Source organism: Intrasporangium sp., assembly GCF_040414665.1.
Classification (GTDB): domain Bacteria; phylum Actinomycetota; class Actinomycetes; order Actinomycetales; family Dermatophilaceae; genus Intrasporangium.
The window spans coordinates 1-23,813 of record NZ_JBEDUL010000017.1; the positions used below are offsets into that span (position 1 = coordinate 1).

Sequence of the window (23,813 nt, forward strand, 5' to 3'; positions counted from 1 at the left end):
GGTACTACCAGATCGCGCGCTGCTACCGCGACGAGGACTTCCGCGCCGACCGTCAGCCGGAGTTCACCCAGCTCGACATCGAGATGAGCTTCGTCGACCAGGACGACATCATCGCGCTGTCTGAGGAGATCCTCGTCGCGCTGTGGCGGCTGGCCGGCCACGAGCTGAGCACGCCGATCCCCCGGATCACGTACGAGGAGGCGATGCGCCGGTTCGGCACCGACAAGCCGGACCTGCGGCTCGGACTCGAGCTGGTCGAGTGCACCGAGTACTTCAGGGAGACGCCGTTCCGGGTCTTCCAGGCCGAGTACGTCGGTGCGGTCGTGATGCCGGGTGGTGCGAGCCAGCCGCGCAAGCAGCTCGACGCCTGGCAGGAGTGGGCCAAGCAGCGGGGCGCGCGCGGTCTCGCATACGTCCTCGTGGGCGAGGACGGCGAGCTCGGTGGCCCGGTGGCCAAGAACCTCACCGATGGCGAGCGGGCCGGCCTCGCCGGGCACGTCGGAGCCCAGCCGGGCGACTGCATCTTCTTCGCGGCCGGTGCGACCAAGTCCTCCCGCGCGCTGCTGGGCGCGGCTCGCCTCGAGATCGGGCGGCGCTGCGGACTCGTCGACGAGGACGCGTGGAGCTTCCTCTGGGTCGTCGACGCACCGCTCTTCGAGCCCGCCGCGGAGGCCACCGCCTCGGGGGACATCGCGCTCGGCTACAGCGCGTGGACGGCCGTGCACCACGCGTTCACGTCCCCGAAGAAGGAGTACGAGGACACCTTCGACCAGGACCCCGGGTCCGCGCTGGCCTACGCCTACGACCTCGTCTGCAACGGCAACGAGATCGGCGGCGGCTCCATCCGTATCCACCGTCGTGACGTCCAGGAGCGGGTCTTCGACGTCATGGGAATCGGCCACGAGGAGGCGCAGGAGAAGTTCGGCTTCCTCCTCGACGCGTTCCAGTACGGCGCCCCTCCGCACGGCGGCATCGCGTTCGGCTGGGACCGGATCGTCTCGCTCCTCGCGCGGACGGAGTCGATCCGCGACGTCATCGCCTTCCCGAAGTCCGGTGGTGGGTTCGACCCGCTCACCGGCGCGCCCGCACCGATCACGCCTGAGCAGCGGAAGGAAGCGGGGGTCGACGCCACCCCCGAGCCGTCGACGGCACGGGTCTGACGACCCGACCACAGCAGGAGGTATGCCGCTGAGCTCGCCGAGCTCAGCGGCATACCTCCGCACGGGGCTGGGCCTGCCGACCCCGCAACACGCCCGGCTCCTCGAAACGTCCCCTGTGGCTACCGTGGTGAGTTTCGAGGTGCCGGGCGTGTTGCCGTGGCGAGGCGTCGGCTCGACCACACGTGGTCCTCGCCGTAGCCGAGCCCGTGGTAGAGCCGCCGGGCCACGTCGTTGTCGGAGTACATCCCCAGGGTGCAGACGCCGTGCGCACGGACCGCCTCGCGGGTCAGGCGCGCCGTGACGGCAAGCCCCAGCCCGGTGCCGCGCTGGTCTGCCCGGACGGTGATCCCCTCGAGGATCGGGGTGCCGGCGAGGGTCTCGTCGCGGACGCCGCAGGCGACCAGCGCGCCGTCGGCGTCCCGAACCCCCACCCAATGCTGCCCCGGGGTCTCGAAGGGGCGGGCATCCGTGCGGGCGTTGGCCACCTCGAGAAGGGCGCGGATGTCCTCCTCGTCGGCCGCGTCGAGGTCGACGACGCGATCCTCGCGGGGGACCGGAGGAGGATCGGCCGAGGTACACATCCACTCCCAGTCACCCCCGACCTCGGTGAGCGGTACGACCCCGGCGAAGGCCGGGAAGGCGGTCCGGTCCACGGTGGCGTGGAGGAGTCGAGGGTCGTCGAAGAAGCGCCGGTCGACGAGGTCGGCCGCGAGCTGCTCGACGTCGTCCGGCTGCCCCATGACGACGAGGCCGAGGCGGCGAGTGTGGGTCCGTCGCGGGACGATGACGGCGGTGCCGAGCGACCAGCCGGGGCTCTCGAGGGGGTCGGGCAGGTCGTGGCGGACGAAGGCGTCACCGCTGGTTGCAGCCAGCAGCTCGGCGTTGGTCGTGAGGCGGCTGGAACGCACCCGTTGGGACCGGCCGGTCATGCGTCGCTCATTCCCTGATCCCGAAGCGGTGGTGCAGGCGGCGCAGCGGTGCCGGAGCCCACCAGTTCCAGCGGCCGAGAACGGTCATCGTCGCAGGCACGAGGAGCATTCGGACGATGGTGGCGTCGATGGCCACCGCGGCAACGAGGGCCACCCCCATCTGCTTGATGATGAGGATGTCCCCGGCGATGAACCCGGCGAAGACGATGATGATGAGCAGCGCGGCGGAGGTGATGATCCGCCCCGTCCGCTGCAGGCCGAGAGAAACGGCTCGGTCGCTGGGCGCACCTGCGCGGTACTCCTCCGTGATGCGGGAAAGGAGGAACACCTCGTAGTCCATCGACAGGCCGAAGCCGAACGCGAGGACGAGGAAAGGCACCATCGACTCGACCGCGCCCACTGAGGTGAAGTTGAGCGGCCCCTCCAGGTTCCCGTCCTGGAAGATCCAGACGACGACCCCGAGCGCGGCGCCGAGCGAGATGACGTTGAGGAGCAGGGCCTTGACGGGGATGACGACCGAGCCGGTCATGAGGAAGAGCAGGACGAACGTGCCGAGCACGACGAGACCCACGGCATACGGGGCACCCCGGCTCATCGAGTCGAGGAAGTCGAGCTGCCCGGATGCCTGACCGGTGACCCACGTCTCGAAGCCGGGCTTCAGGCCTGAGATCGTCGTGACGAGGTCCTGGGCCTCGTCCGAGGCCGGGGGCCCATCGACGTGGAAGGCGGCGAGCTGGTAGTCCGTCCCTAGCGGTCGGACGGTGAGGTCGGTGACCCCCGGTTCATGACGCAGCGGCTCGAGGGCCGCCCTCACTGCCGCGGTGTCGGCGGAGCGGGCGACAACGGTCACCTCGGGTGCCGCGAGGTCCGGGTAGTCGCTGCGCAGGGTGTCGAAGAAGACCCGTTGTGGCGCGGTCACGGGAAGCAGCTCGGTGCCCGACGCGGTGAGGCGCATGGTGAGCGTCGGCAGCGCCGCTGCGACGAGGACGACCAGGCCCGTCAGGATGACGACGACGGGACGGCGCTGCACGACGACCGCGAGCCGGGAGAAGAGACCATGGTCCTCGACTGCACGGGATGCCTTGCGGCTCAGGCGATTGGCGCCGAGCACGGCGAGTGCGGGCACCAGGGTGACGGCCACCACCATGGCCACGAGCACGACGCTGACGCCGGCGAGGCCGATGGCCCGCATGATCTCCGCCTCGAAGATGAGCAGACCGGACAAGGCGATCGCGACCGTGATGCCGGAGAAGAGGACGGTCCGACCGGCGGTCGCCACGGTCCGCTCAGCGGCGAGGACGGCCTTTTCACGCGTCGGGGAGTGGCTGGGCGCGATCGCGGCCAGCTCCTCGCGGAACCGGTTGACGGTGAGCAGCCCGTAGTCGATCGAGAGGCCGAGCCCGAGCAGCGTCACGATGTTGACGACCGTCGCGTCGAGATCGAGGGCGTGCGAGAAGGCGAAGAGCGACAGGAGGGCTCCGCCAATGGAGATGATCGCGCCAGCAATCGGCATCCCGGCGGCGACGAAGCCCCCGAAGACGAAGAACATGACGAGGAACGTCAGCGGGAGCGCGATGCCCTCGCCGCGCACGAGATCGCGCTCGATCGTGCCGGTGACCGCCTTGAGCACGTGGTGGTAGCTGCCCACCGAGCCGGTCGCGCCCGGGACAGCCTTCGCCACGTCGGCCAGACGTGCTTCCACCGCCGATCGCGCCGTGTCGCGCTCGCTGCCGCTGAGTCCCTCATCGAGGTCGACGATCGTGAGGGAGCGACCGGACTGCGGCGTGCCGCCAGCGAGGAGGGGCCGGACCTCGGGGTCATCGAGCCCTGTGGGGGAGAGCAGCGGTGACCGCACCGCTGCGACCCCCGGGACGTCCATGAGGCGCGCCGAGGCAGCGGCCGCGGCCGCGACGGCCCGGCGGTCTCCCAACGGAGCCCCGGCGACCTGGAGCATCACGTTGTCCAGGGAGGGCTCGACCGACTCGATGATGTCCCGTGCCGTCTGGGACTGGCCGGGGACCCGGGGCTCACCCGACGTCAGCCGCTTGAACAAGGACTCCCCGGTGACGCCGCCCACCGCGACGGCGAAGCAGAGGACGGCGGCGGCGACCCACCCGGCGACCCACCACAGGGGGTGCTGCCCGGTATGGCGTCCGAGCCGCGCGAGGAACGTCCGGCTCGCGGTCGGGAACTCTGGCCCGGGCGCTGTCATCGAGGTGGATCCTTCGCGCACGCCAGATAGCCTTCCACAGTGACCACGGACGACCTCTTCGGTGCCGCATCAGCGGCCGAGCGTGAGGGGCTGCCGGCCTCGGCGGGTGGTGCCCCGCTGGCCGCGCGGATGCGGCCTCGCTCGCTCGACGAGGTCCGGGGACAGCAGGCGGTGCTCCGCCCGGGAAGCCCACTCCGGCGCCTCATCGAGGGCAGCGGAGGCGCGGCAGGCCCCCTCTCGGCGATCATCTGGGGCCCTCCCGGGACCGGCAAGACGACGCTCGCCCACCTCGTCGCGACAGCGACGGATCGGCGCTTCGTCGAGCTGTCCGCCGTGACGGCCGGGGTCAAGGACGTGCGCGCAGTCATGGAGTCCGCCATCCGGGAACGTGATCTCTACGGCCGCCAGACGGTGCTCTTCCTGGACGAGATCCACCGGTTCACCAAGGCGCAGCAGGACGCACTGTTGCCCGGTGTCGAGAACCGGACCGTCATCCTCGTCGCTGCGACCACCGAGAACCCGTCCTTCAGCATCATTGCTCCCCTCTTGTCCCGCTCCGTGCTGGTGACCCTGAAGCCCCTGTCCGACACGGACATCCGCGAGGTCGTGGAGTCCGCGCTGTCTGACGAGCGAGGATTGGCCGGAGCGCACACGCTGGACGCAGCCGCCATGGACCACGTGGTGCGGACATCGGGCGGCGACGCCCGCCGCGCCCTGACCTCCCTGGAAGCCGGGGCGGGGGTTGCCCTCGACGCGCAGCCGGCCGGGCGCAGCGACGACTCGCCCGTCCCCATCACCCTTGCCCACGTGGAGCAGGCGATCGCACACGCGGCCGTCCGCTATGACCGGGCCGGCGACCAGCACTACGACGTGGCCAGCGCACTCATCAAGTCCATGCGGGGCAGTGATGTCGATGCGGCTCTGCACTACCTCGCCCGCATGCTCGAAGCGGGCGAAGACCCGCGCTTCATCGCCCGACGAGTCGTCATCGCGGCGAGCGAGGACATCGGGATGGCGGACCCCACGGCCCTGCAGACGGCCGTCGCCGCCATGCATGCCGTGGTCCAGATCGGGATGCCCGAGGCGCGGATCATCCTGGCGCAGGCCGTGGTCCACAACGCGCTGGCGCCGAAGTCGAACGCCGCCTACAACGGGATCAACGCCGCGGTGGCAGACGTTCGGGCGGGCCGGGGCGGTGCGGTGCCACCGCACCTGCGCGGGAGCGGCTATGCCGGCGCGGAGCGGCTGGGGCACGGAGCCGGCTACGTCTACGCCCACGACGAGCCGGACGCCGTGGCCCGGCAGCGGTACCTACCTGACGACCTCGACGGCCAGACCGCGTACTACGTGCCGACGGACCGCGGTTTCGAGGAGCGCCTCAGGGGCCGGATGGAGTGGTTGCGGGAGCGGCTGGGCCAGTGAGGCGGGAGCCGGCCACCACCCTTTCTGCCCGGTTCGGTGCGGTAGCCGGCACAGCGGCATACGAGTGAAGGTGGCCGGGTCACGAGGCAACGGCCCAACGAGGTATCCCGCTTGTCGGCTAGGGTTGTAGGTCATGGATGGGTGCGAGATGACCGGCCCGTTGGCATCGGGCCGACTGGGTGCGCGAGCCGTCCGGTGGGCACGAGCTCTCCGGGGGTCAGTCACGCGCGCGTGAGCAAACGTGAGCAGTGCTGATCCCGCCCCGACCTCATCCACCCCACCAGCAAGGACCACACCATCATGGAAACCGCCGAGATCAGGCGACGCTGGCTCGCCTTCTTCGAGAGCCGGGGCCATAGCGTCGTCCCCAGCGCGCCGCTCGTCCACGACGACCCCAACCTCCTGTTCGTCAACGCCGGGATGGTGCCGTTCAAGCCGTACTTCCTCGGTCAGGAGACGCCGCCGTTCACTCGCGCGACGAGCGTGCAGAAGTGCGTGCGAACCCTCGACATCGAGGAGGTCGGCAAGACGACCCGACACGGCACCTTCTTCCAGATGAACGGCAACTTCAGCTTCGGCGACTACTTCAAGGAGGGCGCCATCGAGCTCGCCTGGGAGCTCGTGACGAGGCCGCAGCACGACGGGGGGTACGGGTTCGACGAGAAGGACCTCTACGCCTCCGTCTACCACGAGGACGACGAGGCGATCGCGCTCTGGAAGCGGGTCGCGGGACTCCCTGACGACCGCATCGTGCGCCTGGGGAAGAAGGACAACTACTGGAACATGGGCGTCGCCGGGCCGGGCGGACCGTGCTCCGAGATCCTCATCGACCGCGGCCCCGAGTTCGGCGCGGACCGTGACTGGGAGGCGGGCGACCGGTACCTCGAGTTCTGGAACCTCGTGTTCATGCAGGACGACCTGTCCGCGGTCCGGGCCAAGGACGACTTCGACATCGCCGGCCCCCTGCCGAAGCGCAACATCGACACCGGCATGGGACTCGAGCGGGTCGCCTACCTGCTCCAAGGCGTCGACAACCTCTACGAGATCGACGAGGTGTTCCCCGTCATCGCGGCCGCCGAGGAGCTGTCAGGGCGCCGCTACGGGGCCGACCTCGAGGACGACATCAGGTTCCGGGTCGTCGCGGACCACGTGCGCTCCGCGCTCATGCTCATCGGCGACGGCGTCACGCCGGGCAATGAGGGCCGGGGCTACGTGCTGCGCCGGCTCATCCGGCGCGCGGTCCGCTCGATGCGCCTGCTCGGCGTGGACGTCCCGACTCTCGAGCACCTGCTGCCCGTGAGCAAGGACCAGATGCGCGCCTCCTATCCCGAGCTCGAGACCGGCTTCGCCCGGATCAGCCAGGTCGCCTACGCGGAGGAGGACGCCTTCCACCGGACGCTGAGCGCGGGCACGACGATCCTCGACGTCGCCGTGGCCCGGGCCAAGTCCAGCGGGTCGGGGACCCTCGGCGGCACCGAGGCGTTCCAGCTGCATGACACGTACGGCTTCCCGATCGACCTCACCCTCGAGATGGCGGCCGAGCAGGGCCTCAACGTCGACGAGGCTGGCTTCAGGCGGCTCATGGCCGAGCAGCGGGACCGGGCCAAGGCCGACGCGAAGGCCAAGAAGATGACGCACGGCGACGTGTCCGTCTACCGCCGGCTGGCGGACCAGCTCGGTCGAGAGGTCGAGTTCACCGGCTACGACGAGGTGGTCTCCGAGGCCCGAGTTCGCGGCCTCATCCACGAGGGCGAGCTGGTCGAGTCCGTGAGCGCGGGTGACGAGGTCGAGATCGTGCTCGACCGCACCCCCCTCTATGCCGAGGCCGGTGGGCAGCTGGCCGACCACGGGCGGATCCGCCTCGCGGGCGGTGCGCTCATCGAGGTGCGGGACGTCCAGAAGCCGGTGAACGGCCTCATCGTCCATCGCGCGACGGTCCTCGAGGGGGAGGCGGTCACGGGCGTCGAGGCCGAGGCGGCCGTCGACGTGGCGAGGCGTCGGTCGGTCTCGCGCGCGCACACCGCGACGCACATGGTCCACCAGGCCCTACGGGAGGAGCTCGGCGACACGGCGACGCAGGCCGGCTCCGAGAACTCGCCGGGCCGACTGCGCTTCGACTTCAAGGCGCAGAGCTCGGTGCCGCACGAGGCGATGGCTGACATCGAGGCCAAGGTCAACGCGGTCCTGCTCGACGACCTGCCCGTCATGGCCGACGTCATGTCGCTCGACGAGGCCCGGCGGATGGGTGCGTTGGCGCTGTTCGGCGAGAAGTACGGCGACCGGGTCCGGGTCGTCTCCATCGGCGAGTGGTCCCGGGAGCTCTGCGGTGGTACCCACGCCCTGCGGGTCGGCCAGCTCGGCGTCGTCAAGCTGCTCGGCGAGGCGTCGATCGGCTCCGGTGTGCGACGGGTCGAGGCCCTCGTGGGCTCGGATGCGTATCACTACCTGGCCCGCGAGGCGGCGATCGTCGGCCAGCTCACCGACCAGCTCAAGGTCCGCAAGGAAGAGCTGCCCGACCGGATCGCGAGCATCCTCACCAAGCTCAAGGAAGCCGAGAAGGAGATCGCAGCGGTCAAGCAGGCCCAGGTCCTCGGTGCGGCGCCCGGGCTCGTCGCCTCGGCTCGCGACTTCGGCGGCGTGACGTTCGTCAGCCACGACGCGGGAGCGGACGTCACGGCCGACGACCTGCGCGGCCTCGTCCTCGACGTGCGCCGCCGCCTCGGGAACGACCGGCCATCGCTCGTCTCCATGGCGGGTGTCGCCAACGGCCGACCCATCGTCGTCGTCGCGACCAACGAGCGCGCTCGGGAGATCGGCCTCAAGGCCGGTGTCTTCGTCAAGACCGCCGCACAGCTCCTCGGGGGCGGCGGCGGCGGCAAGGACGACATCGCCCAGGGCGGCGGTACCGACCCCTCGATGGTCTCGACCGCACTCGGCGCCGTCGAGGAGCAGCTCCGCCAGCGAGGCGCGTGACCGTGGGCGTCCGAGCCGGTGTGCGGATCGGTGTCGACGTGGGCAACGCTCGCGTCGGCGTCGCCGCCTCCGACCCTTCGGGCACGTTCGCTCACCCCGTCGAGACGTTGTCCAGGGACGAGCGCGACGGCGCCGATGTCGAGGCGATCGCTGCCCTCGTGACCGCGCGGGCCGCACTCGAGGTCGTCGTCGGTCTCCCGAGGCTGCTGTCCGGCCAGGAGGGCACGGCGGCCCGGATCGCTCGGGATTATGCCGGCCAGCTCGCCGCCCGGGTTGCTCCCGTGCCGGTGCGGCTCATCGACGAGCGCTTGACCACGGTGGCGGCACACAAGAGACTGCACGACAGCGGTGTGCCGGGTCGGGGACAACGGTCCGTCGTCGACCAGGCTGCCGCCGTGCTGATCCTCCAGTCGGCCCTCGATGCGGAAGCCTCGTCGGGCAGGCCTTCGGGCGAGATCGTCTCGCTCGGCAAAGCACGGAAGAAGGAACGTCGACGATGAAGGACCATCTCGAGGCGTCCATCTTCGGTGACCACGACGAGTCCCGCGAGGTCCAGGGCCACACGGACGAGCAGGTCCCACCGCCGCCACCGCCGCGGACCCGCCGAGAGGCGAAGGAAGCCGAGCTCGCCGCGCAACGCGCGGCCAAGCGGCGGCGGACCTCGCCCCGAAGCAAGCCCTCCGTGCTGCGCCGTCTTGCCGTCATCGTGCTTGCCCTGGCCATCGTCGGTGGTGGAGTGGCCATCGCCTACACCTACCTGCGACCGGTCGTCGTGGGGTTCTTCGAGCCGAACGACTATCCCGGTCCGGGCTCGGGCTCGGTACGCGTCACCGTGGCCCACGGTGCCGGTGGATCGGCCATCGCGACAGCCCTCGTGGAGCAGGACGTCGTCAAGACGACGAAGGCGTTCATCGAGGCGGCCAAGGATGATCCGAAGAGTGCCGGCATCCAGCCCGGTGTCTACGAGATGCGCTCCCAGATGAGTGCAACCGACGCACTCGCCGTCCTCGTCGACCCGGCCAACCGCATCGTCACCAAAGTCGTGGTGCCGGAGGGGAAGTGGGCCAAGGAGGTCTATCCCATCCTGTCCGCTGCGACAGGAATCCCGGTCGCCGACTACGCCAAGGCGGCCAAGGACGCCGCCGCGCTCGGGCTGCCGGCCTCGGCGAAGGGCAACGTCGAGGGATATCTCTTCCCGGCGAGCTACGAGTTCGAGCCGGACACCACGGCAGTCGACCACCTCCGCACGATGGTCGCCGAGTCGACGGAGCGCCTCGAGGCGCTCGGGGTGACTCCGGAGAAGATGGAGCGCACCATGATCGTGGCGAGTCTCGTCGAGGCGGAGGCGCGCTTCGCCGAGGACCGCCCGAAGGTCGCCCGGGTGGTCGAGAACCGGCTCGCCCAGAAGATGCCGCTCCAGTTCGACTCCACGGTCAACTATGCGATCGGCAAGCACGGCATCACCACGACCGATGAGGACCGGGCCAGCAAGAGCCCCTACAACACGTACCAGGTGACGGGCCTGCCGCCGGGGCCGATCGGCAACCCGGGCGAGAGCGCGATCCAAGCCGCAGCCCAGCCGGCTCCGGGCCCGTGGCTCTACTTCGTCACGGTCGACCCCACCAAGGGGACGACCAAGTTCGCCGTCACCTACGAGGAGCACCAGGCGAACGTCGCCGAGTTCCAGAAGTGGTGCCAGGCGAACAAGGGCCAGTGCTGAGCGTGGCGGCCGCGGCGTGAAGTGTGCGGTGTGGGGGTCGCCGATCGCGCATTCCCTCTCCCCGGTCCTGCACCTGGCCGCCTACGCGGCTCTCGGTCTGGACGACTGGACGTACGAGGCACGCGAGGTCGACGCACCGGGTTTCGACGGCGCGCTCGCGGGGCTCGACGACCAGTGGCGCGGACTCTCGCTGACGATGCCGCTCAAGGAGGTGGCTCTCCGCGCGGCCACCCGAGTCACGGCCACCGCGGCCGCCACCGGAGCCGCCAACACCCTTGTGCGGGAGCCAGCCGGCTGGACGGCCCACAACACCGACGTCATCGGCATCGCACGCGCCTTGCGCGACGCGGGCTGTCACGACACGACCCGAGCGTTGATCATCGGCAGCGGCGCCACGGCCCGCTCCGCCGTGGCCGCACTCGCCTCGTCCGGGACCCGCCACATCACCTTCATGGTGCGCGCCAGCGCGCGACCGGAGACGGTCGACCAGGCCCGTCGCGCCGGCATCACCGTCTCGGAGGTTTCGATGGGCACGTGGTCGCCGAGTGACGTCGTCATCAGCACCGTTCCCCCGGCCGCGGTGATCGGGCTCGGAGCCTTCCCGCGTCCCGATCGCGACGAGAGTCGGCGCGCGGTGCTGGACGTCGTCTACGGCGCCGGGCGCACGCCATTGCAGGCCGCGGCTGCGGCCGCCGGCTGGACGGTGCAGGACGGCACCGTCATGCTGCTGCACCAGGCGACCGAGCAGGTCTGCCTCATGACCGGGCGCCCGGCACCGCTCGAGGCCATGGCGGACGCGCTCGACCGCGAGCTCGCGAAGCGGAGGCGGCAGCGGCCCGGGGCCGAAGCGTGACCTGGGTCGACTTCCCACCGACGCCGTGGTGGTACGTCGCAGCCCTGTGCGTCGCGGGCGGCGGCGTCGGGTGGGTGCTTGGCACGCGTCTCGCGACCCTCGGCTACCGGCTGGACCACGAGACCGGTCCGGGCCCGCGCGCCGCGGTCTCGGTCGTGGCGGTGACGCTCGCGGTGTTGTGGGGCCTGCTCGCGTGGCGGTTCGGGCCCGCCTCCGAATACGCCCTCGCGCCGGCCTATCTCGGTTTCGCCACGGTCGGCATGGGCCTGGCCTGGGTCGACGTCGACGTCCACCGGCTGCCGCACGGCCTGACGCGACCTGCCTATCCCATGCTCGTCGGTCAGCTGGCCCTGGCGTCGTTGGCCTCCGGGGACTGGGCGGCCCTGCGCCGCGGCCTCGTCGCGGGCGCCGTGCTCTGGGGCATCTACTTCCTGCTGGCGCTCGTCGCCGCCCTGCTGCGCAGTGGCTTCGGCCTCGGAGACGTCACCCTCGCGGGGCTCATCGGCATCGCCACCGGCTACCTCTCGCCCTGGGCGCCCGTCATCGCGACCTATGCGGCGTTCCTCCTCTCCGGCCTCTACGGTCTGGGCCGGATCGTCCTGCGGCGGGGATCGCGCAAGGACCACATCGCCTTCGGCCCGTGGATGCTGGTCGGGGCCCTCCTCGGGCTCCTCGTCGAGATCCGCCCGCTCCTCTGATCCGCCGCCGACGCGGTGGCACCGGCCCAAGCGGTGACAACAGCCGAAGCGGGTACGGGTGTCCCGTCATGCATCCCGCCGACGAGAAGGGTCCGACAGGATGGCAGCGCAGAAGGTCGGCTACTTCGTCGGCAGCCTCGCCAAGGGCTCCATCAACCGGACGCTGTCGAAGGCGCTGATCCGGGTCGCTCCCCCGAACATGCAGTTCACCGAGATCCCCATCGGCAACCTCCCGCTGTACAGCTACGACTACGACGCCGACTACCCGCCCGAGGGCCGGGCACTCAAGGAGGCCATCGCCGGCGTCGACGCGGTTCTCTTCGTCAGCCCGGAGTACAACCGGTCCATCCCGGGAGCACTCAAGAACGCGATCGACTGGGCCAGTCGGCCCTGGGGCCAGAACTCCTTCGCCCGCAAGCCGTCCGCGGTCATCGGCGCCTCGATGGGCGCCATCGGGACGGCGGTCGCCCAGCAGAGCCTCAAGCAGGTGATGGCCTTCTGCAACAGCCCGCTCATGAACGCAGTCGAGGCCTACATCCACTTCAAGCCGGAGGACTACGGCGAGAACGGGGAGATCACCAACCCGGAGCTGGAGTCCTTCCTGCGGACCTACATGCAGGAGTTCCACGAGTTCATCGCCCGCGTTCTCACCGTCCTGCCGCCCGACGAGCTCTGAGCCGTCCCGGTCGGCGGGCGTGCCACCGGGCCGCCGCGAGACGCGTGGGAGGATCGTCCCATGCTGCGATGGTTGACGGCCGGTGAGTCGCACGGCCCCGCCCTCATGGCCGTGATCGAGGGCCTGCCGGCCGGTGTCGAGGTCACCGCCAAGAACGTCCAGGACGCCCTCGCCCGCAGGCGGCTCGGTTACGGTCGCGGCGCCCGGATGAAGTTCGAGCAGGACGAGGTGGAGTTCCTCGCCGGACTACGCCATGGGGTCTCGCTCGGTTCACCCATCGCCATTCGCATCGGCAACAGCGAGTGGCCCAAGTGGACCACGGTCATGAGCCCGGAACCCGTGAGCGAGGAGGCCCTCCTCGCCGCCGACGACGTCAACGCCGAGAAGGAGCTCGCGCGCAACAAGCCGTTGACGCGACCGCGGCCCGGCCACGCCGACCTCGTCGGCATGCAGAAGTACGGCCACACCGATGCCCGGCCGGTCCTCGAGCGAGCCTCCGCGCGCGAGACGGCGGCCCGGGTCGCACTCGGCGAGGTCGCGGCCAGGTTCCTCGAGCAGGCCTACGGCATCCGGCTCGTGTCGCACACCGTGTCCATCGGGACCGTGGCGGACCCCACCGGAGCCGTGCCGGACCCTGACGACGTCGAGCGCCTCGACGCCGATCCGGTCCGCGCCCTCTCGGCCGGTGCATCAGCGGCGATGGTGGCCGAGGTCGACGCGGCCCGCAAGGACGGCGACACGTTGGGCGGCGTCGTCGAGGTGGTCGCCTACGGGCTCCCCCCGGGCCTGGGCTCCCACGTCCACTGGGACCGCAAGCTCGACGCCCGCCTGGCCGCTGCCCTGATGAGCATCCAGGCCATCAAGGGCGTCGAGATCGGTGACGGCTTCGAGACGGCGCGTCGCCGCGGCTCGCAGGCGCACGACGAGATGGACCTCGTCGACGGTGTGATCAGCAGGCGCACCGGTCGAGCCGGCGGCACCGAGGGTGGCATGTCGACGGGCGAGCCGCTCCGGGTGCGTGCCGCGATGAAGCCGATCAGTACCGTCCCTCGGGCGTTGGCCACGGTCGACGTCGCGACGGGCGAGGCAGCCACCGCCATCCATCAGCGGTCCGACGTCTGTGCGGTCCCGGCGGCGGGGGTCGTCGCCGAGGCGATGGTCGCCCTCGTCCTTGCGGAGGCCTGCGTGGAGAAGTTCGGCGGCGACTCGGTCAGCGAGACGGCCCGCAACCACGACGCGTACCTCGCGGCGATCCCTGAGAGCCTGCGCACATGGTGACGGCGGCGAACCGGCCCCTCGTCGTCCTTGTCGGCCCGCCGGGCTCCGGCAAGACCACGGTGGGACGGGCTCTGTCCGCGCGACTCGGCGCGCCCCTGCACGACACCGACGCGGCCATCGAGGCGGGCGCCGGCAAGTCGATCTCGGACATCTTCGTCGATGACGGTGAGCCCGCCTTCAGGGACCTCGAGCGCGCGGAGGTGGCGCGGGTCCTTGCCGAGGAGACGGGGGTGGTGGCCCTGGGGGGCGGCGCCGTGATGGACCCGCAGACGGAGGCAGCCCTCGCCGGCCAGGTCGTCGTGTTCCTCGACGTCGCCATAGCCGACGCGAGCAAGCGCATCGGCTTCGACCGTTCGCGGCCGCTGCTCACCGTCAACCCGCGGGCGTCCTGGGTTGCCATGATGAACGCCCGCCGCGCGACCTACGAGCGCGTCGCAACCCACCGGGTCGACACGGCTGGTCGAGAGCCCGCTGACATCGCTGAGCAGATCGCCGGTCTGCTCGAGGCGGCCAGGGCATGAGCGACGTCACCGCCATCTCGGTCGGTGGCCGCTACGACGTACTCGTCGGCTCCGGGATCCTGTCACGCGTGACCGACCTGCTCGCCGACGGTGTCGAGCGCGTGCTCGTCGTCCACCCCCCGGCCCTCGCCGGCCTTGGCGCGCGGGTGGCCCGGACGCTCACCGACAAGGGGTATGCCGCTGAGCTCGCCGAGGTGCCCGACGCGGAGTCGGCCAAGACGTCCTCCGTCGCCGCCTCGCTCTGGAGCCGGCTCGGCGACGCGGGGTTCACGAGGAGCGACGCGATCGTCGGTGTCGGAGGGGGCACGGTCACCGACCTCGCTGGCTTCGTGGCGGCGACCTGGTTGCGTGGTGTCCAGGTCGTCCAGGTCCCGACCACCGTGCTCGGCATGGTCGATGCGGCAGTCGGGGGCAAGACCGGGATCAACACACCCGAGGGCAAGAACCTCGTCGGCGCCTTCCACGAGCCGGCCGGTGTGCTCTGTGACGTCGACGTCCTGACGACCTTGCCGGAGGCCGACCTCGCCGGTGGCCTCGCCGAGGTCATCAAGGCCGGTTTCATCGCGGACCCGGTCATCCTCGAGCTCGTCGAGTCCGATCCCCTCGCGGCCCGCCGGTACGACAACCCCCGCTTGCGTGAGCTCCTCGAGCGCTCGATCCAGGTCAAGGCCGATGTCGTGGCCGCGGACCTCAGGGAGAGCTGGCTGCGCGAGATCCTCAACTACGGGCACACGTTCGGGCACGCGATCGAGCAGGTCGAGGGCTACACCTGGCGCCACGGCGAGGCCGTCAGTGTCGGCATGGTGTACGCCGCCGAGCTCGCCCGGCTCTCCGGTCACCTCTCCGGCCCGGAGGGAGACGAGCTGGTGGCGCGGCACCGGATGGTCCTCGAGTCCGTCGGCCTCCCGACGACCTACCGGGGCGACCGCTGGGCCGCCCTCCTGCCGGTCATGCGGCGGGACAAGAAGTCCCGCGGCTCGACATTGCGCTTCGTCGTCCTCGACGGCCTGGCCCGGCCCGGCCGGCTCATCGGTCCCTCCGAAGAGGCGCTCCGTGAGGCCTACGCGCGGGTGTCGACGCGCTGACGCAGCCACACGCCATGCCGGCGTGCGTCGGCGCGCGAGCCCAGCGGCATACGCAATCTGCTTCTAGACTCCCGCCATGACGGCACCCACGGTCTTCGTCCTCTCGGGCCCCAACCTCAACCGGCTCGGCTCGCGGGAGCCGGACGTCTACGGGTCCGACACGCTCGACGACATCCACGCCGCCGTCCAGCGGGAGGCGCGGGACCTCGGTCTCATCGCCGACTGCCGGCAGACCAACCACGAGGGCGAGCTCATCGACTGGCTCCACGAGGCGGTCGACGAGCGGGCGGACGTCGTGCTCAATCCCGCTGCGTTCACGCACTACTCGTATGCGGTCCGCGACGCCTGCGCCATCGTGACCACGAGCGGCCGGTCCCTCGTCGAGGTGCACCTGTCCAATCCGGCTGCGCGAGAGGGGTTCCGGCACACCTCGGTCATCGCCCCCGTAGCGACCGGCACCATCGCCGGATTCGGCCTGCAGTCCTACCTGCTCGGGCTCCGGGCCCTGGTCTGAGCACACACGGAGAGCACAGGCGAGCCACATGACCGGCACCGTTCCGGCATCGAGGCTGCTGAGCACAACGGGGCCGACCACCAGCTGACGCCCCTGGAAGGAGGGCCGTGATGGAGGCATTCGAGGAGCCGGACCACCCGCAGGACCACGGGCTCGCGTTCGACGTGGCCACGCTTCTCGACCGCCGACGCGCCATGGCCCTGATGGGCGGCCTGGGACTGGCCGGTGCCCTCGCGGCGTGCACACCGGCCGATCCGGCGTCGCGGGCCGGCACCGCGACCTCCGCCACAGCTGCGGAGACGACGGCCGCGACGAATGGTGGCACGTCGGCCACCGGGGGCGCTGCGCTCGTCGAGGTGCCCGACGAGACGGCGGGACCGTTCCCCGGAGACGGGTCGAACGGCCAGGACGTCCTCGACGACTCGGGGATCGTGCGCTCGGACATCCGCGGCAGCTTCGGCACCTCCACTCGAGTGGCCGACGGTGTCCCCCTGACGATCCGGATCACGGTGAAGGACGCGGGCACGAGCCAGGCGCGGGTCGGAGCTGCCGTGTACGTCTGGCACTGCGACCGGGACGGCAACTACTCGATGTACTCGAGCGGGGCCGAGCAGGAGAACTACCTCCGTGGCGTCCAGGTGACCGATGCGACGGGGACGGTGACCTTCAGCTCCGTCTATCCCGGGTGCTACCCGGGGCGGTGGCCGCACGTGCACTTCGAGATCTATGAGGGCGTGGACGATGCGACGTCGAGCGGCCCCATCGTCAAGACCTCCCAGCTGGCGTTGCCCCAGGCCGCGTGTGAGGGGGTCTACGGGACCACCGGCTACGACGAGAGCCTCCGCAACCTGAGCGGCCTCTCCCCGGCGACCGACAACGTCTTCGGTGACGACGGCGGACGCCACCAGCTCGCGACGATGTCAGGCGACAACGACCAGGGCTGGACGGCGCACCTGACCATCGGCGTCTGACCGCGGGCGTCTGTGGCTCACCCCGCCAGAGCGGCGGGAAGGGGCTCGGAGTGAATCACGGTGAGCTCTGAGACGGCACGCGTGAGCACGACGTAGAGGCGGCGCAGGCCGGTTCGCTCGTCCGGCTCGGCGGCGGCGATCGCGGCTGGCTCGACCACGATGACCCGGTCGAACTCGAGGCCCTTGGCCACCGTTGCGGGAACGAGCTGCACCGGGTGGTCCGCGTCGTCGCCGCGGTCGACGTCGAGCCTGCCGTGGGCAATGCCACGCTCGTCGAGGGCTGCCCCGAGTCCGTCGACGAGCGGGTCCGGGGCGATGACGCCGGTCGACCCCGGCTCATCGACCCGTTCGGCCAGGAACTCGGCCAGGCGGTCCGCCACGTCACCCCGGCCAACGGGGTGGACCGCGAGCGAGCCCCGGTTGTCCCGGACCGACGTCGGGGGACCGAGGCCTTCGGAGATGTGCGGCAGCAGCCGGGCGGCGTAGTCGATGACGACTGCCGGGACGCGGAAGCCGCGGTCGAGCTCGACCAGGTCGTGGTCCGGCTTGCCCAGATGCGCCATCGCCTCGGCCCAGGACGTCGTTGCCCAGGGCGTCGTGCCCTGGGCGATGTCCCCGAGCACCGTCGCCGAACCCGTCGAGCACCGGCGACCCACCGCTCGCAGCTGCATGGGGGACAGGTCCTGGGCCTCGTCGAGGATCACGTGGCCGAGGCTCGGCGTGCGCGAGAGGAGGTCCGACAGCTCGTCCAGGAGGACGAGGTCCGCGGGCGTCCACCGTGCCGCCCCCTTGGTCCGGGCGGGCTTGTCCCAGGACAACAGCCGCTGCTCGTCGTCCGTCAGGATGTCGGCGGACGCGGCCGCGAGCGCCTCGGCATCGGCGAAGAGCGAGTGCAGGACGCCCGCGGGATCGAGGGTGGGCCAGACCGACGCGGCATAGCGTCTGACGGCCGAGGACCTGGCCACGGCGTCCTGGACCCGGTCGTCCGGGGCCTCCCCGGACGCCTCCATCGCCACGAGCACGTGATGGGCCAGCCGTTGCGGCAGGTGGCCCCGCGCCGCCTCGTACCGGATGTCGCGCGCCGTGAGCTCGTCGAGGACCTCCTGGACCTCATACGCGGGCACCCGCCACTTGCGAACCCCGCGGGGGACGATGAGGGGCTCGCTCGCCGGCCGGACCTGGGACCAGACCGCTCGCGCGAGCACCTGCGCCAAGCGCCCGTCGCCCTTGAGTGTCGCGACGTCCACGGGATCCTCGGCGCGCACGCGTGCGTGGGCGACGAGGGTCTCCATCGTGGCGTGGGCGACCCGGACCTCGCCGAGGGAGGGCAGAACGGCCCCGATGTGGTCGAGGAAGGCACGGTTGGGGCCGACCACGAGAACGCCTGAGCGGTCGAGTCGATGGCGGAACGAGTACAGCAGCCAGGCGGCCCGGTGCAGGCCCACGGCCGTCTTGCCCGTGCCGGGCGCACCCTGGACGCAGATCGTGGTCGCCACGTCCCCGCGGACGATCTCGTCCTGCTCCGGTTGGATCGTCGAGACGATGTCGCGCATGGGCCCGGTGCGCGGGCGCTCGATCTCGGCCGCGAGCAGGGCGCTGTGCCCATCACCGGAGGCCGCGTCGCCCATGAGCCACTCGTCCTCGATCGCCGTGAGCCGTCCGGCGTGGACGCCGAACCGACGTCGTCGCACGACATCCATCGGCTGCGCACGAGAGGCCCGGTAGAAGCCGGTCGAGATCGGCGCCCGCCAGTCGACGACCAGTGGGTCGCCCGCCGCGTCGGTGACGTGCCGGCGACCGATGTGGAAGTCCTCGGCCGGCAAGCCACGGGGGCGGGTGTCGATGCGACCGAAGAAGAGCGTCGTCTGCGGGTCGTCCTGGAGCGAGGCGATGCGCCGCGCCAGGACCCAGCCGAGCACCTCGCCGGAGACGGCATCGCTCGCCTTCGACGCGTCGAGCGCCTCGGCCGCCGCACGCATCCTGGCCAGCTCGGCGCGGGCTCGGTCGAGGTGCGCCTGCTCGGCTGCGAGGTCGGCGTCGAGCGACGGCACGGACACGATGCACCTACTCGGTCAGCTGCGATGGATGGGGCCGGACAGCGTACCGGGCGGCAGTCGCGGCGCGCACGTGCGATTCCTCGATCGTGCGACCGCGCCGTTAGACTTGCGCGGCACCTTCCCAGCCAACTCCTCCCACGTCCTGGGCGCCCTCGTGCAGGCGCACGCGTGACCCAGCCCAGCGGCATACGAAAGCGACTACTCACTGATGGCAACGACCAACGACCTGAAGAACGGCCTGGTGCTCAACCTCGACGGGCAGCTCTGGTCCGTCGTCGAGTTCCAGCACGTCAAGCCGGGCAAGGGCCCCGCCTTCGTGCGCACCAAGCTCAAGAACGTCGTGTCCGGCAAGACCGTCGACAAGACCTTCAACGCAGGCGTCAAGGTCGAGACGAGCAACGTCGACAAGCGGACGATGCAGTACCTCTACAAGGACGGCTCCGACTTCGTCTTCATGGACACCGACACGTACGACCAGATCCACGTCCCCGAGGCGACCGTCGGCAGCGCCGCCAACTACATGCTGGAGAACCAGAACGCCATCGTCGCGACGCACGAAGGCACCCCGCTCTACGTCGAGCTGCCGGCGTCGGTCGTCCTCGAGATCACCTTCACCGAGCCGGGCCTGCAGGGTGACCGTTCCACCGGCGGCACGAAGCCGGCCACGCTGGAGACGGGCGCGCAGATCCACGTCCCGCTCTTTCTCGAGACCGGCACCAAGGTCAAGGTCGACACTCGCGACGGGTCGTACCTCGGCCGCGTGAACGACTGATCGCCTTGGCCGCACGCACGAAGGCCCGGTCCCGAGCCCTCGACATCCTCTTCGAGGCGGACCAGCGCGGGCTCAACGCGGAGACGCTGCTCGACCAGCGCCTCGGCGACCCCGAGTCGCGCGTGGGCAACAACCCTTACACCGCCGAGCTGGTGCGGGGGGTCGTCGGGAAGTGGGCCGACATCAATGCAGCACTCACCGACTACAGCCAGGGCTGGACGCTCGAGCGGATGCCCGCCGTCGACCGCGCCATCCTGCGCCTCGGCGCCTGGGAAGTGCTCTTCAACGACGACATCCCCGACGCCGTCGCGATCTCGGAGGCGGTCGCGCTCGCGACCGAGCTGTCGACGGATGAGTCGCCCACCTTCGTCAACGGCCTGCTCGCCAGGCTGTCCGAGGTCAAGGCGACCATCATCTGACCGAAATCATGGCCACGGTCGCCTGACGTGGCGGCCGCCCGGCCGCACGATGGAGGAGTGAGCTCACGCCCGATCGCCGGTCCGCCCGTCGGCGCGCTCGATGCCGGCCGGGCCGAACAGGGTCAGTGGTCGGCCGCCGAGGCGCAGGATCGGTCGGCCGCCGAGGTGGTCGAGCGGATGGGAACGACGCCGCACGGGCTCGCCTCCGTGGAGGCGGCCCGACGGCTGGCGATCCTCGGCCCCAACGCGGTGCGCAACCACCGGGCCCAGTGGGGCGTCGTGCTGCTGCGACAGCTGCGCTCGCCACTTCTCGTGCTGCTCGTCGCTGCGGCGGTGACCTCGTTCTTCCTCGGCGAGCGCACCGACGCGGTCATCATCGCCGTCATCCTGACGGCCTCCGTGGGTCTTGGTTTCGTCAACGAGTACCGCGCCGCCGTCGCGGCGGAGGCGTTGCACTCGAGGATCCGGCACGTCGTCACCGTCGTCCGTGACGGAGCGCCGAGCCGGGTGGACGTGGCCGCCGTCGTCCCCGGGGACGCCGTCCACCTGCAGCTCGGCGAGGTCGTCCCCGCCGACCTGCGTCTGCTCTCGACGTTGGGACTCGAGTGCGACGAGTCAGTGATCAGCGGTGAGTCCCTGCCGGTCACCAAGGACGCCGACGCGATGCTGCCCTCCGGCGAGGGGATGCCGGGGAGCGGTGCAGGGAGCACGATCGCCTGGATGGGCACGGTCGTGTCCGCGGGAACAGGCACGGGAGTCGTCGTCGCGACTGGGGCAAGCACGCAGTTCGGCCAGATCGCGGTGGCGCTCGGGACCCGGCACGCGGAGACCGAGTTCCAGGTCGGACTGCGCAGGTTCTCCGGAATGCTCGTCGTCGTCGCCGCCGTCCTGACGACCTTTGTCCTCATCGCCAACCTCGCGCTGCATCGGCCGTTCATCGATGCAGTCCTCTTCTCCCTCGCCATCGCCGTGGGCATCACGCCGCAGCTGCTGCCAGCGATCGTGTCGGCCAGCCTCGCGGCGGGGTCGAGGGCCCTGGCCCAGCGGAAAGTGCTCGTCAAGAGGCTCGTGTGCATCGAGGACCTCGGCGACATCCAGGTCCTCATGACGGACAAGACCGGCACCCTCACCGAGGGTCGGATCAGCTTCATGCGCGCCGTTCCGGCGAGCGCGACGGGCACGCGGAGCGATGAGGTCGTCCGCCTCGGGATGCTCTGCAACAGCACTCCACCTGATGACGGAAGGGACGGCGGGGCTGGTGGACGCAGTGGCGGCCCAGCGGCATACGGCGGCGGTGACCCCCTGGACGTCGCCCTGTGGGAGTCGCCGCGCGCGGCGGGCCAGCTGGAGGCCGTGCGAGCCAGCGCCCGGGTGTCCACGCTCCCGTTCGACCACGTGCGACGGCGCGTATCGGTCGTCGTCGAGGAGGCCGGGCGTCGCTGGCTGGTGGCGAAGGGGGCGCCGGAGCAGGTGCTCGCAGCATGCACCGACGTCCCGGCCGGAGCAGCTGAGGCGTTGCGGCGCGAGTTCGAGGCCGGTGGCCGCGTGGTCGCCGTGGCTCGCCGGCCTTGGCCGGCCACGGTGGAGCCGACTCCGGACGACGAGAGCGGGCTCGAGCTGGTGGGCTACCTCGTGTTCCTCGACGCACCCAAGGCCACCGCGCGCGCCGCCCTGCGCCGTCTCGACGACCTCGGGGTGGACGTCAAGGTGATCACCGGCGACAACCCGCTCGTGGCCCAGGCCGTGTGCTCGGAGCTCGGTCTGCCGGGGCGGCGCGCCCTGACCGGCGACGAGATCGATGGGCTCGATGACAGCGGCCTCGCGGTCGCCGTCGCGGAAAGCGGCATCTTCGCGCGGGTCTCGCCCCAGCAGAAGGCTCGCATCGTGCGGGCCCAGCGGTCCCACGGCCTCGACGTGGCCTTCCTCGGTGACGGCGTCAACGACGCCCCGGCCATCCACGCGGCCGACATCGGCATCAGCGTCGACACGGCGACCGACGTCGCGAAGGACGCCGCAGACATCGTCCTGCTCGAGAAGGACCTCGGAGTGCTCGCCGAGGGGGTGGTCGAGGGCCGGCGGATCTTCGCCAACACCATCAAGTATGTCCTGATGGGCACCTCGAGCAGCTTCGGGAACATGGTCTCCGCGGCGGGTGCCTCGGCCGTCCTGCCATTCCTGCCGATGCTGCCCTCCCAGGTGCTCCTCAACAACCTGCTCTATGACGCGAGCCAGCTGGCGATTCCAGGAGACGCCGTCGACCCGGAGCAGCTGCACCGCCCGTCGCACTGGGACCTGCGGCTGATCAGGCGCTACATGTTCTTCTTCGGGCCGCTCAGCTCGATCTTCGACTTCGGCATGTTCGCACTGATGCTGTGGGGCTTCCACGCCTCGGAGTCGCTGTTCCAGACGGCGTGGTTCGTCGAGTCGCTCGCCACCCAGTCCCTCGTGGTCTTCGTGATCCGCACCCGGCGGACGCCCTTCTTCCGGAGCCGGCCGAGCGTCGGGTTGCTCGCGTCAGTCGTCGGGTGTGTCCTGCTGGGGGCCGTGCTGCCGTTCACGCCTCTCTCGACCGATCTCGGGTTCGTGCCACCCCCGGGCGGAGTGCTCGCGACGATCGTCGGACTGGTCATCACCTATCTCGTGCTCGCCGAGCTGACGAAGGGGCGGTTCTTCCGCCGGGTCGCCGCGGCACCGGCTCCCGAGCCCGCTCCCTCGGTGGCCCGGCCCCGCCGTGCTCCTGCTCGCCCCGCGGTCCCACATCCTCGTCGGGTCCATCGCCGGGCCGCGCGGTTCAGCGCTCCGAGGGCGGCACCGCAACGGGTGACCCTTCGCGTGAAGCGGTCGACGCGCCCCACTCCGTGAGCGTCGGACAACGCCTCCACGGCTAGGTTGGCGGGGTGACCGCGCACCTGCTCGTCGTCCACCACACGGCTTCGCCAGCGACCCGGGAGCTGCTCGAGGCGGTGCTCGAGGGCACGCGTGCGGACGGGATCGAGGGCGTGGAGGTCGACGTGCACCCGGCGCTCTCCGCGACCGCGAGCGACGTGCTTGCCGCTGACGGCGTGCTGCTGGGCACGCCGGCGAACATCGGCTACATGAGCGGGGCGATGAAGCACTTCTTCGACACCGTCTACTATCCCGTACTGGACGCGAAACCGGCTCTGCCGTATGGCTTTTGGGTCCATGGCAACAACGATGTCGAGGGCGCCCGACGATCGGTGGACTCGATCGCGGGCGCCCTCGGGTGGTCCCTCGCGGCAGCGCCGGTGCTCATCGTCGGGCCGGTGGGCCGGGAGGAGCGGGAGGCCGCCTACGAGCTCGGCGGCACACTGGCGGCCACACTCATGGAGTGAGCGGCTGGCGGGTCAGTCGGCCGGCAGCACGGCCCCGTCGGACCCGGTCCGCCTGAGGTAGTCCTTGGCGTCCTGCAGAGCGGGCGTTCGTGTGGGACCGGGCTCAGCGGCATACGGGATGGGCTGGGCCCGGCGTGCCCCTGAGACGTGAGCGGGTCCACGGCCCTGGGGCGGTTACACTCACCGGCGGAAGACATCCT

The 23,813-nt window shown here is 70.8% G+C and carries 20 protein-coding genes; 17 read left to right on the forward strand and 3 right to left on the reverse strand.

The window, feature by feature from the left end; genetic code table 11:
* The coding region (aspS, locus tag ABF401_RS01980) for an aspartate--tRNA ligase (protein WP_353507854.1) at positions 1-1,160 on the forward strand (1,160 nt) is incomplete at its 5' end.
* A gap of 119 nt (positions 1,161-1,279) precedes the next feature.
* Here the strand turns inward: aspS and ABF401_RS01985 are convergent.
* Together ABF401_RS01985 and ABF401_RS01990 are read right to left on the reverse strand one after the other, a co-directional pair.
* On the reverse strand, positions 1,280-2,089 hold the full coding sequence (locus ABF401_RS01985) for a GNAT family N-acetyltransferase (protein WP_353507855.1): 810 nt from the start codon (positions 2,087-2,089) through the stop codon (positions 1,280-1,282).
* A gap of 7 nt (positions 2,090-2,096) precedes the next feature.
* Positions 2,097-4,301 (reverse strand): MMPL family transporter, encoded by a 2,205-nt coding sequence (locus ABF401_RS01990; RefSeq protein WP_353507856.1) that lies wholly within the window; start codon positions 4,299-4,301, stop codon positions 2,097-2,099.
* Between the two features lie 39 nt (positions 4,302-4,340).
* On the opposite strand from ABF401_RS01990, the gene ABF401_RS01995 reads away from it, so the two are divergent.
* From ABF401_RS01995 to ABF401_RS02050, 12 genes are all read left to right on the forward strand, one after another.
* Complete coding sequence (locus tag ABF401_RS01995) at positions 4,341-5,723, forward strand: replication-associated recombination protein A (protein WP_502908180.1); 1,383 nt, start codon at positions 4,341-4,343, stop codon at positions 5,721-5,723.
* A gap of 300 nt (positions 5,724-6,023) precedes the next feature.
* Positions 6,024-8,696: an alanine--tRNA ligase gene (gene alaS, locus ABF401_RS02000; RefSeq protein WP_353507857.1), complete on the forward strand. Its 2,673-nt coding sequence runs from the start codon at positions 6,024-6,026 to the stop codon at positions 8,694-8,696.
* A gap of 2 nt (positions 8,697-8,698) precedes the next feature.
* The gene (gene ruvX, locus ABF401_RS02005) at positions 8,699-9,196 is read left to right on the forward strand and encodes a Holliday junction resolvase RuvX (protein ID WP_353507887.1); all 498 of its coding nucleotides are present in this window, start codon (positions 8,699-8,701) and stop codon (positions 9,194-9,196) included.
* Positions 9,193-10,416: an endolytic transglycosylase MltG gene (gene mltG / locus ABF401_RS02010; RefSeq protein ID WP_353507858.1), complete on the forward strand. Its 1,224-nt coding sequence runs from the start codon at positions 9,193-9,195 to the stop codon at positions 10,414-10,416. The genes ruvX and mltG overlap by 4 nt, the downstream gene beginning before the upstream one ends.
* A gap of 16 nt (positions 10,417-10,432) precedes the next feature.
* Entirely contained in the window at positions 10,433-11,269 is an 837-nt protein-coding gene (locus ABF401_RS02015; protein ID WP_353507859.1) for a shikimate dehydrogenase, read from the forward strand.
* Complete coding sequence (locus ABF401_RS02020; protein WP_353507860.1) at positions 11,266-11,967, forward strand: A24 family peptidase; 702 nt, start codon at positions 11,266-11,268, stop codon at positions 11,965-11,967. Before ABF401_RS02015 ends, ABF401_RS02020 begins: the two co-directional genes overlap by 4 nt.
* 100 nt (positions 11,968-12,067) lie before the next feature.
* Entirely contained in the window at positions 12,068-12,643 is a 576-nt protein-coding gene (locus ABF401_RS02025) for an NADPH-dependent FMN reductase (protein ID WP_353507861.1), read from the forward strand.
* Between the two features lie 60 nt (positions 12,644-12,703).
* Positions 12,704-13,921 (forward strand): chorismate synthase, encoded by a 1,218-nt coding sequence (aroC, locus tag ABF401_RS02030; RefSeq protein WP_353507862.1) that lies wholly within the window; start codon positions 12,704-12,706, stop codon positions 13,919-13,921.
* Positions 13,915-14,442 carry a shikimate kinase gene (locus ABF401_RS02035; protein ID WP_353507863.1) on the forward strand — a complete coding sequence of 176 codons (528 nt, stop codon included), beginning with the start codon at positions 13,915-13,917 and terminating at the stop codon, positions 14,440-14,442. The genes aroC and ABF401_RS02035 overlap by 7 nt, the downstream gene beginning before the upstream one ends.
* Positions 14,439-15,527 (forward strand): 3-dehydroquinate synthase, encoded by a 1,089-nt coding sequence (gene aroB, locus ABF401_RS02040; protein ID WP_353507864.1) that lies wholly within the window; start codon positions 14,439-14,441, stop codon positions 15,525-15,527. The genes ABF401_RS02035 and aroB overlap by 4 nt, the downstream gene beginning before the upstream one ends.
* A 76-nt stretch (positions 15,528-15,603) precedes the next feature.
* Positions 15,604-16,041 (forward strand): type II 3-dehydroquinate dehydratase, encoded by a 438-nt coding sequence (aroQ, locus tag ABF401_RS02045; protein ID WP_353507865.1) that lies wholly within the window; start codon positions 15,604-15,606, stop codon positions 16,039-16,041.
* 110 nt (positions 16,042-16,151) lie between these two features.
* Entirely contained in the window at positions 16,152-17,012 is an 861-nt protein-coding gene (locus ABF401_RS02050; RefSeq protein WP_353507866.1) for a dioxygenase family protein, read from the forward strand.
* Positions 17,013-17,029: 17 nt separating this feature from the next.
* Here the strand turns inward: ABF401_RS02050 and ABF401_RS02055 are convergent, their stop codons facing one another.
* Positions 17,030-19,063 carry a HelD family protein gene (locus ABF401_RS02055; RefSeq protein WP_502908181.1) on the reverse strand — a complete coding sequence of 678 codons (2,034 nt, stop codon included), beginning with the start codon at positions 19,061-19,063 and terminating at the stop codon, positions 17,030-17,032.
* A 214-nt stretch (positions 19,064-19,277) separates the two neighbouring features.
* Between ABF401_RS02055 and efp the strand changes: the two genes are divergently transcribed.
* Genes efp through ABF401_RS02075 form a run of 4 tightly spaced genes read left to right on the forward strand, consistent with a single transcriptional unit; the run spans position 19,278 to position 23,613 of the window.
* A complete protein-coding gene (efp, locus tag ABF401_RS02060) occupies positions 19,278-19,841 on the forward strand; it encodes an elongation factor P (RefSeq protein ID WP_353507868.1) in 564 nt (187 codons plus the stop codon).
* Positions 19,842-19,846: 5 nt separating this feature from the next.
* A complete protein-coding gene (gene nusB / locus ABF401_RS02065; protein ID WP_353507869.1) occupies positions 19,847-20,260 on the forward strand; it encodes a transcription antitermination factor NusB in 414 nt (137 codons plus the stop codon).
* A gap of 57 nt (positions 20,261-20,317) precedes the next feature.
* Positions 20,318-23,122 (forward strand): magnesium-translocating P-type ATPase, encoded by a 2,805-nt coding sequence (gene mgtA / locus ABF401_RS02070; protein ID WP_353507870.1) that lies wholly within the window; start codon positions 20,318-20,320, stop codon positions 23,120-23,122.
* Positions 23,123-23,157: 35 nt separating this feature from the next.
* On the forward strand, positions 23,158-23,613 hold the full coding sequence (locus ABF401_RS02075) for a flavodoxin family protein (RefSeq protein ID WP_353507871.1): 456 nt from the start codon (positions 23,158-23,160) through the stop codon (positions 23,611-23,613).
* Positions 23,614-23,813 lie beyond the last annotated feature (200 nt).

Coding starts and splice junctions, on each gene's coding strand:
- ABF401_RS01985 (WP_353507855.1), bottom strand. CDS start 2,089: ATGACCGGCCGGTCCCAACGGGTGCGTTCCAGCCGCCTCACGACCAAC.
- ABF401_RS01990 (WP_353507856.1), bottom strand. CDS start 4,301: ATGACAGCGCCCGGGCCAGAGTTCCCGACCGCGAGCCGGACGTTCCTC.
- alaS (WP_353507857.1), top strand. CDS start 6,024: ATGGAAACCGCCGAGATCAGGCGACGCTGGCTCGCCTTCTTCGAGAGC.
- mltG (WP_353507858.1), top strand. CDS start 9,193: ATGAAGGACCATCTCGAGGCGTCCATCTTCGGTGACCACGACGAGTCC.
- ABF401_RS02025 (WP_353507861.1), top strand. CDS start 12,068: ATGGCAGCGCAGAAGGTCGGCTACTTCGTCGGCAGCCTCGCCAAGGGC.
- aroC (WP_353507862.1), top strand. CDS start 12,704: ATGCTGCGATGGTTGACGGCCGGTGAGTCGCACGGCCCCGCCCTCATG.
- ABF401_RS02035 (WP_353507863.1), top strand. CDS start 13,915: ATGGTGACGGCGGCGAACCGGCCCCTCGTCGTCCTTGTCGGCCCGCCG.
- aroB (WP_353507864.1), top strand. CDS start 14,439: ATGAGCGACGTCACCGCCATCTCGGTCGGTGGCCGCTACGACGTACTC.
- aroQ (WP_353507865.1), top strand. CDS start 15,604: ATGACGGCACCCACGGTCTTCGTCCTCTCGGGCCCCAACCTCAACCGG.
- ABF401_RS02050 (WP_353507866.1), top strand. CDS start 16,152: ATGGAGGCATTCGAGGAGCCGGACCACCCGCAGGACCACGGGCTCGCG.
- efp (WP_353507868.1), top strand. CDS start 19,278: ATGGCAACGACCAACGACCTGAAGAACGGCCTGGTGCTCAACCTCGAC.